We start from the raw sequence: 12,148 nt of genomic DNA on the forward strand, positions 1-12,148 counted from the left end.
GTCGTCCCTGTTTCCTCTCCCGACGGCCCAGAAAGCAAGACGATGCGTGTATTTCTCGCCTCCATTCCGCTGGAGGCCGCAAAGATCGTGATCATCGGCGGCGGCGAGCCGGCGTTGGCCAAGCTGCGACTGTTCCTGAACACGCCCGCCGAGGTGATGTGGTTCGCGCCCGACGGCGCGCCGCCCAAGATCGAGACGCCATTGACGGCGCCGGAGCCGGTGCTGCGTGCGCCAGAGGCTGACGAACTGGCCGGTGCACGGCTGGTGTTCATGGCGCTGTACGATGCGGACGAGCTGACGCGGCTGGGCCATCTCGCACGGGCGGCGGGGGCTCAGGTCAATGTGGTGGACAAGCCGCATCTGAGCGATTTCCAGACCCCGGCCCTGATCGACCGCGACGAGGTCGTGATCGGCGTGGCGACCGGCGGATCGGCGCCCATTCTGGCGCGGGACATCCGCACGGCCATCGAGGGCGTGCTGCCCGCCGGACTGGCGAATGTGGCCCGTATAGCGCGTGAGTTGCGCGACACGGTCAAGGCCAGCGTGCCGGACTTCATGGCGCGCCGGCGCTTCTGGGAGAAGGCCTTCCGGGGTCCGGCCGCGACGCTGGCGGCGGAAGGTCGGACGGCCGAGGCGCGACGCGAGATGCTGCGCCTGCTGAACGTCGCCGCGCCGCAGACGGGCGTGGTCCATATCGTCGGCGCAGGGCCGGGCGACCCCGAACTGCTGACCCTGAAGGCGCTGCGAGTCTTGCAGGACGCCGACGTCATCATCCATGACCGTCTTGTGCCCGAGGCGGTGCTGGAGCGGGCGCGGCGCGACGCCAAGCGTCTGTATGTGGGCAAGGCGCGCGGCGAGCATTCGGTGCCTCAGGATCAGATCGAGGCCCTGATGATTGCGGAGGCGCGCGCCGGCCACCGCGTCGTGCGGTTGAAGGGCGGCGATCCCTTCGTCTTCGGTCGCGGCGGCGAGGAACTGGACGCCATGCGGGCGGCCGGGGTCCCGGTCTTTGTCGTGCCGGGCGTGACGGCAGCCCTGGCCTGCGCAGCCTCGGCGGGCATTTCCCTGACCCATCGCGATCACGCCCAGGCGGTCACCTTCGTGACGGCTCAGGCCAAGCCGGGCGGTGTCGAGGCTGACTGGACGCGACTGGCCGGCCCCAACCACACCCTGGCCATCTACATGGGGTCGGACCGTGCCGAGGAGACGGCTGCGCGCCTGATCGCGGCGGGGCGTTCGCCTTCGACGCCTGTCGCCATTGTCGAGAACGGCAGCCGCCCGGATGAGCGGGTTCTGACCGGGCGACTGGACGGGCTGGGCGGACTGGTGCGCGGCGCCGATCTGACCGGCCCCGCCCTTTTGTTCGTCGGCGAGACAGCAGCCTTCTCGGCGGCTCAGCTGGATGCTCGAGCGGAGGTCGCGGCGTGAAGATCGTCACCGCAAACCGCCTGTCGGACGGCCGCGTCATCTATGCGGGCGTGGACAACCAGCCGGTCGAGCACATCGACCAGGCCTCGGTGCTGGACGATACGGCGGCCGAGGTCGTGCTGGCTGACGTCGCCGGGCGGTCGGACGTCTTCGTGAATCCCTATCTGTTCGAGGTTCAGGATCGTACGCCGTCAGGCCGCGACCGACTCAAGGAGCGCATCCGCTCGGCCGGTCCGACCGTCGGTCATAGCGTCGCCGGAGGCGTGGGCTGATGTATCGCTATGACGAGTTCGACCACGCCCTGGTGCGTGAGCGGGTCGAGGAGTTCTCGGACCAGGTGGCGCGCCGCGCATCCGGCGCCCTGACCGAAGACGAGTTCAAGCCGCTGCGGCTGATGAACGGCGTCTATCTGCAACTGCACGCCTATATGCTGCGCGTCGCCGTTCCCTACGGCGTGATGAGCAGCCGTCAGATGCGCCGGCTGGGCCATATCGCGCGGACCTACGACAAGGGCTACGGTCACTTCACCACCCGCTGCAACATCCAGTACAACTGGCCGGCCCTGACCGACCTGCCGGCGATCCTCAGCGAACTGGCCGATGTCGAGATGCACGCCATCCAGACCAGCGGCAACTGCATCCGCAACACCACGACAGACGTCTTCGCCGGCGCCGCCGACGACGAGATCGAGGATCCGCGCCGCTGGTGCGAGATTATCCGCCAGTGGTCGACGATCCACCCGGAATTCAGCTTCCTGCCGCGCAAGTTCAAGATCGCGGTTATCGGGGCCGAGAAGGACCGGGCGGCGATCCGCACCCACGATGTCGGCCTGCAGATTGTGAAGGGCGAGGACGGCGAAACGGCCTTCCGCGTCTTCGTCGGCGGCGGGCAGGGACGTTTGCCCCATATCGGTCAGGAGATCGCGGCGGCGGTCCCGGCGGCGGACCTGCTGGCCTATCTGACCGCCATCCTGCGGGCCTGGAACCTGCTGGGTCGGCGCGACAACATCCACAAGGCGCGGATCAAGATCCTGGTCGCCTCGCTAGGGATCGAGGCCTTCCGCGAGGAGGTGGACAAACACTACGCCACCCTGCGCCACGAGGATCTGCGCATCCCCGAGGACGAGGCCGAGCGGATCAAGGCCTATTTCGCCCCGCCGCCGTTCGAGGATCTGCCCAAGTTCAGCGGCCCGTTCGACCGCGCCCTGCTGGCCGATCCGGACTTCGCTCGGTTCGCGAGGAACAACGTCCGTCGTCATCGCCAGCCGGGCTACGCCTCGGTGGTGGTGTCGCTGAAGCCGGTCGGGGGCGTGCCCGGCGACATCACGGCTGACCAGATGGACGCGGTGGCGGATTTGGCCGAGCGCTATTCGTTCGACGAACTGCGCGCCGCCTATGAGCAGAACCTGGTCCTGCCCCATGTGAAGCTGGACGATGTGCCGACTCTGTGGCGAGCGCTGCGAGAGGCGGGGCTGGCGACGGCCAACGCCGATCTGGCGACCGATGTGATCGCCTGCCCGGGCCTGGACTATTGCAGCCTCGCCAACGCCCGCTCGATCCCGGTGGCCCAGGCCCTGTCCAAGCGTTTGGCGGACATGGACTATCAGGAGAAGCTGGGGCCGGTCCGCATCAATATGAGCGGCTGCATCAACGCCTGCGGCCATCACCACGTCGGCCACATTGGCGTCTTGGGCGTCGATCGCAAGGGCGAGGAATACTATCAGATCACCGTCGGCGGCTCCCCCGACGAACAGGCGGCGCTGGGCGACATTGTCGGCAAGAGCCTGCCGGCCGATGACGTCGCGCCCGCCATCCAGCGGACCCTCGACCGCTATCTGCAAATCCGCACGGACGGCGAGCGGTTCATTGACACGGTGCGCCGCGTCGGACCCGATCCCTTCCGCGACGCCATTTATGAGACGCTCGATGCAACGGCTTGAGGGCATACAGAACGGGCTGCGACTGTCGGTGACGACCCCACTGGAGGATGTCGAGGCCGCCGCCGCGAGCGAAGACACGCTGGTGCTGGAGTTCGGCGCCTTCCGCGACGGGCGCGGCTTCTCGCTGGCGGCGGTGCTGCGAGAGCGCGGTTACGCCGGGCGGCTGATCGCGGCGGGCAAGGTCCTGCCGGATCAGGCGCGACACCTTCGGCGTTCGGGCTTCGACGCGGTGGAACTGACCGAGGGCGCGGATGCGGCCGCCTGGGACCGGATGGACCGGGCGTTCAGCGGCGCCTATCAGCCGGCGGTCGATCCCGCGCCGACGATCTGGCAGCGGCGGCGTGCGGCGTCCAACGACCGCGATCTGGACGCCCTGGCCGAACGGCTGAACCGCGAGACGGCGGGCAAGGACGCATCCGAGATCGTGAAGGCGGCGTTGGACCCGGCGCTGGGCCTGCGGGTCGGCGCCATCTCGTCGTTCGGGGCCGAGTCCGCCGCCCTGCTGGACATCATCGCCGGCGAGGACAAGACCGTGCCGGTGATCTTTCTGGAGACGGGCCAGCATTTCCTCCAGACCCTGTCCTATCGCACGCAACTGACCAAGGCGCTGGGCCTGACTGATGTGCGGCTGGTCACGCCGGATGCGGGCGAGAAGGCTGCGCTGGATGCGCGCGATGACCTGTGGAAGACCGACGCGGACGCCTGCTGCGACCTGCGAAAAGTGCGGCCGCTGGCGCGGGCGACCGTCGCGTTCAATGCGCTCATCACCGGGCGCAAACGCTATCAGGCCGCGACACGCGCAAAGCTGAAGCCGTTCGAGGCGTTGCACGGGGTGCTGCGGATCAATCCCTTGGCGAACTGGGACGCCGACGACGTGGAGGCCTGGCTGGAGGAGAACGATCTGCCGCGCCATCCGCTGGTCGAGCAGGGCTATGCCTCCATCGGCTGCTGGCCCTGCACCCGCGCGGTCCAGGACGGCGAAGACGCCCGCGCCGGACGTTGGTCGGGCATGGACAAGGTCGAGTGCGGCATCCACTTAGGGCGACGCCAGGCCGCCGCCTGATCCGCCCTGTTTCGACCTTCGCCTGAAAGCCTGACCTTGTCCGCTACGTCATCCGTCATCGACCTGATCGGCAATACGCCGCTGGTGCGCCTGAACCGCCTGTCTGACGCGACCGGCTGCGAAATCCTGGGCAAGGCCGAGTTTCTGAATCCCGGCGGCTCGATCAAGGATCGCGCGGCCCTATCGATCGTGCAGGGCGCGCGGGCGTCAGGCACGCTGAAACCCGGCGGGACGATCGTTGAAGGCACGGCCGGCAACACCGGCATCGGCCTGGCCCTGGTCGGCGCCGCCTTGGGTCATCCGGTCGTCATCGTCATTCCACGCACCCAGTCGGAAGAGAAGAAGTCCGCCATCCGTTCGCTGGGTGCGCGCCTGGTCGAGGTGGACGCCGCGCCCTTTTCCAGCCCGAACCATTTCGTGCACTATTCCGGGCGTCTGGCCGGTGAGCTGAACGACAGCAAAGAGGCCGGCGCCATCTGGGCCAATCAGTTCGACAACACCGCCAACCGCGAGGCCCACTACAACACGACCGGCCCCGAAATCTGGACGCAGACAAACGGTCAGGTCGACGCCTTCGTCTCGGCCGTCGGCTCAGGCGGGACCATCGCCGGCGTCGGCGCCTATCTGCGCGAACAGAAGCCGGATGTGACCATCGCCCTGGCCGATCCAGCGGGCGCGGCCATGTTCAACTGGTTCACCAAGGGCGAGATGACGGGCGAGGGATCGTCGATCACCGAGGGGATCGGCGTGGCCCGCATCACCGGCAATCTGGAAGGCTTCAAACCCGACTACGCCTATCGGATCGAAGACGCGGAGTTCCTGCCGATCCTGTTCGACCTGGTGAAGCACGAAGGCTTATCGCTGGGCGGATCGGCGGGGGTGAATATCGCCGGCGCGGTGCGGCTGGCGCGCGAGCTTGGCCCCGGCAAGACCATCGTCACCTGCCTGTGTGATCCTGGCTCGCGCTATGCGTCCAAGCTGTTCAACCCGGAATTCCTGCGGTCGAAGGGTTTGCCTGAGCCGGACTGGGCGTAGGCCGCACAGCCTATTTCGCCTTCAGCTCCGCGATCCAGGCGTCCATCCGCTGGTCCAGCAGCGCCAACGGCAGCGGGCCTTCGACCAGCAGGGCGTCATGGAAGGTGCGGATGTTGAACTTCGGCCCCAGCTCTCGCTCGGCCCGCGCCCGGATCTCGCGCAGGCGAATTTCCCCGATCTTGTAGGCCGTGGCCTGGCCGGGCCAGCCGATGTAGCGCTGAAGCTCAGTCTCGATGTTGTGGGGCGCAAGGGCTGAGTTGTCGCGGAAACAGGCGCGGGCCTGTTCCTCGGTCCAGCCCATCCAGTGCAGGCCGGTGTCCGCGACAAGTCGGCAGGCGCGCCACATCTCATAGGACAGGCGGCCGAACCGCTCGTAAGGCGTGCGGTAGAAGCCCATCTCCTCGCCCAGATATTCGGCATACAGGCCCCAGCCCTCGGTATAGGCGCTGACATTGGCCTGGCGGCGGAAATAGGGTTGGCCGGGCGCCTCCTGCTGCAAGGCGATCTGGAGGTGGTGGCCCGGAACGGCCTCATGCAGGGTCAGGGCGGGCAACTCGTACAGCGGACGCTGATCCAGCTTGGACGTGTTGACGATGTAATGGGCGGCGACGCCGTTCTGCATCGAACCGCCGTTGTAGCGGCCGGTGGTGTAGTTTTCCTCGATCTGCGGCGGCACGGGCTGCACGTCGTAGGTCAGGCGGGGCAGGGTGGCGAACAGGGGCGGCAGGCCGCCATCCGCGCGCTTGGCCATCTCCGACGCCTCCTGCAACAGGGCCTCGCGACTGGTCGCATAGAACTGAGGATCGGTGCGCAGGAAGTTCAGGAAGCCGGCGAAGTCGCCGGTCCAGCCAGACGCCGTCATTTCCAAATCCATACGGGCGCGGATGCGCGCGACCTCGTCCAGACCGATCTGGTGAATCTGGTCGGGCGTCAGGTCAGTCGTGGTGTGGCCGCGCACCAGATAGGCGTAGAGTTCCTTGCCGCCGGGCCGATTGCCGATGCCCGGCTGGACCGGTGCCTTGGGCAGATAGTCGCTTTCGAGGAATTCCAGCCAGGACCGGCGTGCGGGAAGGATCGTTTCTGAAACCGCCACCGTCACCTCTGCAGTCAGGCGATCCTTATCCGCTTGAGACACGGTCGACGGCAGGGTGGCCAAGGGCTTCAGCAGCGGTTCGGCGTCCGGCTTGATCGCCACATCGTTTCGCGCCAGGGTCAAGGCGCTTTCGGTCACCGATCGCGCCTGGACCAGGCCGGTGTCCAGGCCGCGCCGGGCGTTGGCGGTCGTCTGGGCGTAGATTTGGCCGAAGCCCCGGATACGCTTGATGTAGGCCTCGGCCTCTGCGACCGAGTTCAGGCGTGTGCTGCCGCCGACATAGAGCGCCCAGGTTCCGGGGCCGCCTTCGGAGTCGAACGCCAGGCGGCTGGTGTCGTAATCCAACCCTTCCAGGCTGCGGTTAAGCGTATAGAGCAGAAAGGCGTGGTTGATGCCGCCGGCGTGGGAAAGACTTGCCGGGTCGATGGCCGTCAACCGCCGCACGAACGCTTCCAGGGGCGCCCGCTGGGCCAGTTCGAACTCACGCGACAGGTCAGGCACCCGGCCCATCGCCTCGACATCGCCCTCTCCGCCGGCCGAGATCGGATCGACGGACTTCAGATAGGTCTCGTAGTCGGCGATGACGGCGTTCAGCGCGGCGTCTGCGGGGGCGGTTGCCACGGCGGCGGGCGGCGTTTGCGCCACGGCCATGATCGGCGACCCGGCCGCAAGCATGGCCGCAATAGCCAGATAAGAAATCTTCATGACGCCCCTCCTGTCAGGAAGGGCACGCAAGCCGAGCAGAGCCGATGCGTCAACCGCAGACGGTGAAGAACCGCTCGATTTGCACCTTTGCGGCGGGATGGGCGGCGTAGACGTGACGTTCGTCGTCAGCCCAGGCGGCGATCCAGCCCAGACTTCGGAAGCGCTGGAAGACCGGATCCTTGGTCTTGGCCTGCGCCGTCAGCAGTTCGCCGTCATGCACGACGGCCGGCTCAGATGCGGCGCGATAGCGCTCGGTGTCGCCGCCGGATTCCAAATAGATTTCGCGGCCCGGCTTGTCGCTCGAGGCCGTCAGTTCCAGTGCGCTTGATCCGGCCTGACAGGCCAGTTTCAGCTTGATCTCGTCGCTGTTGGCGACGCCGTAGGCCAGCATGGCCTCCTGACCATCGGTGTTCAGAAACCAGTCATAACCGGGTGTGGGCGTGGGCGCCGATGCGGTCGCCGCAGAGCCGGCTACGGGAAACGGGGCCTGGGTCGCGCAAGCGGCAAGCGCCGACATGGCGATCAAGGCTGCTATCAATCGAAGACGCATGCGTGAGTTCCTCAGCCGGCGCAGCGGTCGGCGAAACGACGCAGCTTGGCCATGTGCGGACGTTCCACGGTGATTGTGTTGGCGTCGTCGCCGACGGCGATCGTCATCCGGCCGTTCGACACGAAGGCGGAAAAGGCGGGGTGATCGACGGGGATCGCCGTCTCCAGCTTGCCGCCACGCCCGACGCGGGCCTCGCTAGTGGCCGTCGACCCGCCGGAGGTGATGCGAGCAAAGCCGGCGGATGCATCCCCGCTATAGACCGCGACCGAAACCGCGCCCGAACCCGGCAGGCATTGCAGCGTCGCGCGCAGGCTAGCGGTGTCGGGGATGTCGTTGGCCAGCACCATCGGTCCCTCGCCCTCGTACAGGCTCCAGGTCCAGCCTGCGCCGGGCGCAGTCTGTATCGCGGCCGCCATCAGGGCGGAGAGTATCAGCATCATGTGTCAGCCCCCGCCGACGACGCGCAGCGCCGCGTCGTCTTCAATGTCGTCAGGCGCGGCTGGAACCGCAAGAGATCAGACGACCGCATTCACTCTGAACGCGGTTATCCGTCCGCAGTTCACCAGCAGGGTCGGCTCACGTCAGAACGGGCTGAAGCGTTCCGCCAGCGCCTGACCCACTGGCGGGGCCTGTACGCGGCTGACGTCGCCACGACCGCCGTAGGAGATGCGCGCCTCGGCGATCTGGGTGTGGTTGATGGCGTTGGCCGATGAGATGTCCTCGGGGCGGACGATGCCGGCGACGGTCAGTTCGCGGACCTCGCGGTTGGTGCGCACTTCCTGCCGACCCTGGATCACCAGATTGCCGTTGGCCAGGACGTCGGTGACGACGGCGGCGATGGTCAGCGACACCTTCTCGGCGCGGGTGACCGAACCATTGCCCGACGACTTCAGATCGCCTTCCATGCCGACCATCTTCGACGGATCGAAGCCACCGGGGAAGGCGCGACCCAGGCTGCTTTCCAGGCCGAACAGATTGCTGACGCCGGCATTGATCTCGTTTGAGCGCGAGCGCTGGGTCGAGTTCTGGGTCTGGGCGCGATCGTCGATGTCGATCTTGACCGTCAGGATGTCGCCAATATGGCGCGCGCGCTGGTCGCCGAAGAAGGTGCGGGCGCCCGTGCGCCACAGGCTGTTGGCGCTGGCCGGCGCGGTCTCGCGCGCAGGCAGATAGGCCTGCTGCGCAGGGATCAGGGCGGCGGGATAGCCGATGGGGGCCAGTTCCGGACCGCGCACCGTTTCGGCGACGGTCGAGCAGGCAGCGAGCGGGGCGAGGGCGGCGAGGATCAGGACGGCTTTACGCATGACTTGGATTCCCTAGCGGGCGGCGAACTGTTGGGGATTGGCGCGGGCCATGTCGGCGCCGGGGCCGGCGATGGCCTGGCCGGGACCGGAGGCGACCGCGTCGATGACGCGGTTGGAGGTGGTGTTCATGATGGCCACTGGTTCGCCCAGACCGGCGCTGCGCATGGCCTTGCCCATAACGGCCAGGTTCACGCCGCCGACCTGATAGGTGACGCGCACCATATCGTTGCGGGCGATGACCTGCGGCGCGGCGCCGGGACGATAGGCGGCGCGGGCGATGGGTTGGGCAGCCTGGACGGCGTCCGTCGGCGCGGCCTCGGCCACGGTCTGAAGGGGTCCGGCCGAACGGCGCACGGCGACGCGGCGCAGGCCGTTGGGATTGCTCCAGTCCAGGCCCGCCTGACGCGCCTGGGCTTGAAGCTGACCGGCGTCCAGCACGACCGAGGGACCGACGCGTTCGGCGACGGCGACATTGGCTGCGGCGCCCGCGCCCTCGAAGATGTCGCCCAGGGTGACGCGACCGTCGTCGTCCACGGGGTTGGCGCGCAGCACGACCGGGTTGGCGAGGGCGGCGCCGGCGAAGGCGCTGACAGCGGCGGCGAGCAGCAGCGAACGGATCATGGTCATGGCCCTAGCCCTTCACTTGCGAGGCGACGGACAGCATCTGGTCGGCGGTGCTGATGACCTTGGAGTTCATTTCATAGGCGCGCTGCGCCACGATCAGGGCGCTGATCTCTGCTACCGCGTCCACGTTTGACGCCTCGGTGTAGGACTGCATGATCTGGCCGTAGCCCGCGTCGCCGGGCGTCCCGACGATCGCCGGCCCGGACGCCGCGGTTTCCAGCAGCAGGTTGTCGCCGATAGCTTCCAGACCCGCCTCGTTGAAGAAGCTGGCCAGTTCGATCTGCCCGACCGTGGTCGGGGCGGGCTGTCCGGCCTGGGTCACCTGAACCAGACCGGTCTTGGAGATCGATACCTTGGTCGCGTCCTGCGGGATGGTGATCGCCGGCTCCAGCAGATAGCCGTCGTCGGTCACCATCTGGCCTTCTGGATTGACCTGCAGATTGCCGGCGCGGGTGTAGGCCTTTTCGCCAGAAGGCAGGCTGATCTGGAAATAGCCCTTGCCGTCGATGGCCATGTCGTACGGGTTGCCCGTCGCCTGGGGCGTGCCCTGTTCGGTGATCCGATAGACGGCCCCGGCCTTGACGCCTGCGCCGATCTGGATGCCGGTCGGAACGACGGTGCCTGAGGCCGAGGACTGGGCCCCCATGCGTTCGACGTTCTGATAGAGCAGGTCCTGAAACTCGGCGCGCTGCTTCTTGAAGCCCACCGTGTTCATGTTGGCGATGTTGTTGGAGATGACCTCCACGTTCAGCTGCTGGGCGGCCATGCCCGAGGCTGCGGTTCTCAGAGCGCGCATGTTCCGGCTCTCCCCTAAGCGGCCTTGCCGAGGCGCTCGACGGCGCGACGGCTCAGGTCTGTGGTGTTTTCGATCAGCTTGGAAATGCTCTCGTAGGCGCGGCTGATCTCGACGAGATTGGTGATTTCGATCAATGGATTGACGTTGGAAGACTCCAGCGAGCCCTGATGAACCTGGGCGTCGGCGGCCTCGATCGGCTGGGCGTTGGACTTATTGCGGTAGAGGCTGTCGCCGCCCTTTTCGAGCACGCCCAGCGTATCGAAACGCACGACCGACAGCCGGCCAGTGACCTGTCCGTTCTGGGTGATGGTGCCGTCAGCGCCGACGCTGGGCGCGCCAAGCGCGGGGTCCAGCACGATCTCCGCGCCGCCGCCCAAAACAGCCTGACCCTGTTTGGTGGTCAAACGCCCTTCCGGGTCCAGGGTGAAGGCGCCGTCGCGGGTGTAGGCCTCGCCGTTGGCGCCATCACGCACGGTGAAGAAGGCGCCCTCGCCGGAAATGACGAAGTCCAGCGAGCGGCCCGTCTGCTGCATCGAACCCTGGCCGAAGTCGCGACCGACGCCATTGTCCAGCACGAAGCTGGCCGACGGGCGGATCGAGTCGTTGCGCGCCCGCTGCCCGATCTCGGTGCCCAGCATCAGTTGCTCGACCTTGAAGCCGGTGGTGTTGGCGTTGGCGACGTTGTTGGCCACGATGTCCAGTTCGCGACGCAGCGTCATCTGGCGTGACAGTCCGATATAGGCGGCGTTTTCCACGAGAGGCGTGCTCCTTCGCCTCAGCCTCTCGCAACGGCTGTGCCAACAAGGTTAATTCAGGCGGAATGCGGGTTTGAGCGGGAGCAGGTATCTTCCGACCCGGCAAATCCTGCCCATTGTAAACGTCGCGTTAACCAAACCGGACGATCCTCGCCATGAGAGAGTCTCCGGGGCGCGCGCATGTTCAAGTTCGGCAAGAAGAAGGGTGCGCCTGCGGCCGACGCCGACGCCAACCTGCCGGCGGTGACCGAAGGCGAGGCCCCCAAGGGTGACGCCGCCGCGCCTAAGAAAAAGAAAATCCCGTTGCTGTTCATCATCGCGCCGGTCGCCTTGCTGGTGTTGGGCGGCGGGGGCGCGGCGGCCTTCTTCATGCTGAAGCCCAAGCCTGCCGAAGCGCACGGCGCCGAAGCCGAAGTCGGCCACGGAGAAGAGAAGGCCGACAAGAAGGCCGAGGGCAAGGAAGAGAAGAAGGAAGGCGGCGGTCACGGCGGCGGCGGCAAGGAAGGCGAGGCCGATCCTGCGCTCGGCGTCATCGCCGCGGGGCCGGATGGCGTCACCTTCTACACCCTGCCCGACATGGTCATGAACATTCAGTCGCCCGACGGCCGTCCGACTTTTCTGAAACTGAAGCTGACGCTGGAGATGCACGACGCCGAGGTGGCGACCCACCTGCAGGAAGAGATGCCGCGTCTGCAGGACATGTTCACCGGGTTCGTGCGCGAACTGCGCCCCGAGGACCTCAGCGGCTCGGCCGGCACCTATCAGCTGCGCGCCGAAATCCTGCGCCGCGTCAATCTGATCGCCGCCCCGGGCAAGGTCGACGCCGTGCTGATCGAAGAAATGCTGGTGCAATAGG

13 protein-coding genes are annotated in these 12,148 nt (G+C 67.0%); 6 read left to right on the forward strand and 7 right to left on the reverse strand.

Features of this window, described 5'->3' with window-relative positions; translation table 11 throughout:
- Positions 1–42: 42 nt before the first annotated feature.
- From cysG to ASF81_RS01490, 5 genes are read left to right on the forward strand one after another with little or no spacing between them, the layout of a single operon-like run.
- A complete protein-coding gene (cysG, locus tag ASF81_RS01470) occupies positions 43–1,428 on the forward strand; it encodes a siroheme synthase CysG (RefSeq protein WP_055803863.1) in 1,386 nt (461 codons plus the stop codon).
- Positions 1,425–1,700, forward strand: coding sequence for a DUF2849 domain-containing protein (locus ASF81_RS01475; RefSeq protein WP_055803866.1), 276 nt, complete (start codon positions 1,425–1,427; stop codon positions 1,698–1,700). Before cysG ends, ASF81_RS01475 begins: the two co-directional genes overlap by 4 nt.
- Complete coding sequence (locus ASF81_RS01480; RefSeq protein WP_055803869.1) at positions 1,700–3,367, forward strand: nitrite/sulfite reductase; 1,668 nt, start codon at positions 1,700–1,702, stop codon at positions 3,365–3,367. Before ASF81_RS01475 ends, ASF81_RS01480 begins: the two co-directional genes overlap by 1 nt.
- A complete protein-coding gene (locus ASF81_RS01485) occupies positions 3,354–4,430 on the forward strand; it encodes a phosphoadenylyl-sulfate reductase (protein WP_055803871.1) in 1,077 nt (358 codons plus the stop codon). Before ASF81_RS01480 ends, ASF81_RS01485 begins: the two co-directional genes overlap by 14 nt.
- Before the next feature lie 36 nt (positions 4,431–4,466).
- Positions 4,467–5,465, forward strand: a complete 999-nt coding sequence (locus ASF81_RS01490; protein ID WP_055803874.1) for a cysteine synthase A — start codon at positions 4,467–4,469, stop codon at positions 5,463–5,465.
- 10 nt (positions 5,466–5,475) lie between these two features.
- Here the strand turns inward: ASF81_RS01490 and ASF81_RS01495 are convergent, their stop codons facing one another.
- The 7 genes from ASF81_RS01495 to flgF all read right to left on the reverse strand — a co-directional run bounded on the left by ASF81_RS01495 (position 5,476) and on the right by flgF (position 11,292).
- A complete protein-coding gene (locus ASF81_RS01495; protein ID WP_055803877.1) occupies positions 5,476–7,263 on the reverse strand; it encodes a DUF885 family protein in 1,788 nt (595 codons plus the stop codon).
- Between the two features lie 49 nt (positions 7,264–7,312).
- On the reverse strand, positions 7,313–7,813 hold the full coding sequence (locus ASF81_RS01500) for a hypothetical protein (protein WP_055803880.1): 501 nt from the start codon (positions 7,811–7,813) through the stop codon (positions 7,313–7,315).
- An 11-nt stretch (positions 7,814–7,824) separates the two neighbouring features.
- Positions 7,825–8,250 carry a hypothetical protein gene (locus ASF81_RS01505; RefSeq protein ID WP_235559183.1) on the reverse strand — a complete coding sequence of 142 codons (426 nt, stop codon included), beginning with the start codon at positions 8,248–8,250 and terminating at the stop codon, positions 7,825–7,827.
- Between the two features lie 144 nt (positions 8,251–8,394).
- A complete protein-coding gene (gene flgH, locus ASF81_RS01510; RefSeq protein WP_055803887.1) occupies positions 8,395–9,117 on the reverse strand; it encodes a flagellar basal body L-ring protein FlgH in 723 nt (240 codons plus the stop codon).
- Positions 9,118–9,129: 12 nt separating this feature from the next.
- Positions 9,130–9,744 carry a flagella basal body P-ring formation protein FlgA gene (locus ASF81_RS01515; RefSeq protein WP_055803890.1) on the reverse strand — a complete coding sequence of 205 codons (615 nt, stop codon included), beginning with the start codon at positions 9,742–9,744 and terminating at the stop codon, positions 9,130–9,132.
- 4 nt (positions 9,745–9,748) lie between these two features.
- Complete coding sequence (gene flgG, locus ASF81_RS01520) at positions 9,749–10,537, reverse strand: flagellar basal-body rod protein FlgG (RefSeq protein WP_055754135.1); 789 nt, start codon at positions 10,535–10,537, stop codon at positions 9,749–9,751.
- Positions 10,538–10,551: 14 nt separating this feature from the next.
- The gene (flgF, locus tag ASF81_RS01525; RefSeq protein ID WP_055803893.1) at positions 10,552–11,292 is read right to left on the reverse strand and encodes a flagellar basal-body rod protein FlgF; all 741 of its coding nucleotides are present in this window, start codon (positions 11,290–11,292) and stop codon (positions 10,552–10,554) included.
- A 180-nt stretch (positions 11,293–11,472) separates the two neighbouring features.
- On the opposite strand from flgF, the gene ASF81_RS01530 reads away from it, so the two are divergent.
- Complete coding sequence (locus ASF81_RS01530; protein ID WP_055803898.1) at positions 11,473–12,147, forward strand: flagellar basal body-associated FliL family protein; 675 nt, start codon at positions 11,473–11,475, stop codon at positions 12,145–12,147.
- The last annotated feature ends 1 nt before the right edge of the window (position 12,148 follow it).

Origin of the sequence: Brevundimonas sp. Leaf168, from assembly GCF_001423685.1 — a bacterium.
GTDB lineage: Bacteria > Pseudomonadota > Alphaproteobacteria > Caulobacterales > Caulobacteraceae > Brevundimonas > Brevundimonas vesicularis_C.

Coding starts and splice junctions, on each gene's coding strand:
- cysG (WP_055803863.1), top strand. CDS start 43: ATGCGTGTATTTCTCGCCTCCATTCCGCTGGAGGCCGCAAAGATCGTG.
- ASF81_RS01480 (WP_055803869.1), top strand. CDS start 1,700: ATGTATCGCTATGACGAGTTCGACCACGCCCTGGTGCGTGAGCGGGTC.
- ASF81_RS01485 (WP_055803871.1), top strand. CDS start 3,354: ATGCAACGGCTTGAGGGCATACAGAACGGGCTGCGACTGTCGGTGACG.
- ASF81_RS01495 (WP_055803877.1), bottom strand. CDS start 7,263: ATGAAGATTTCTTATCTGGCTATTGCGGCCATGCTTGCGGCCGGGTCG.
- ASF81_RS01500 (WP_055803880.1), bottom strand. CDS start 7,813: ATGCGTCTTCGATTGATAGCAGCCTTGATCGCCATGTCGGCGCTTGCC.
- ASF81_RS01505 (WP_235559183.1), bottom strand. CDS start 8,250: ATGCTGATACTCTCCGCCCTGATGGCGGCCGCGATACAGACTGCGCCC.
- flgH (WP_055803887.1), bottom strand. CDS start 9,117: ATGCGTAAAGCCGTCCTGATCCTCGCCGCCCTCGCCCCGCTCGCTGCC.
- ASF81_RS01515 (WP_055803890.1), bottom strand. CDS start 9,744: ATGACCATGATCCGTTCGCTGCTGCTCGCCGCCGCTGTCAGCGCCTTC.
- flgG (WP_055754135.1), bottom strand. CDS start 10,537: ATGCGCGCTCTGAGAACCGCAGCCTCGGGCATGGCCGCCCAGCAGCTG.
- ASF81_RS01530 (WP_055803898.1), top strand. CDS start 11,473: ATGTTCAAGTTCGGCAAGAAGAAGGGTGCGCCTGCGGCCGACGCCGAC.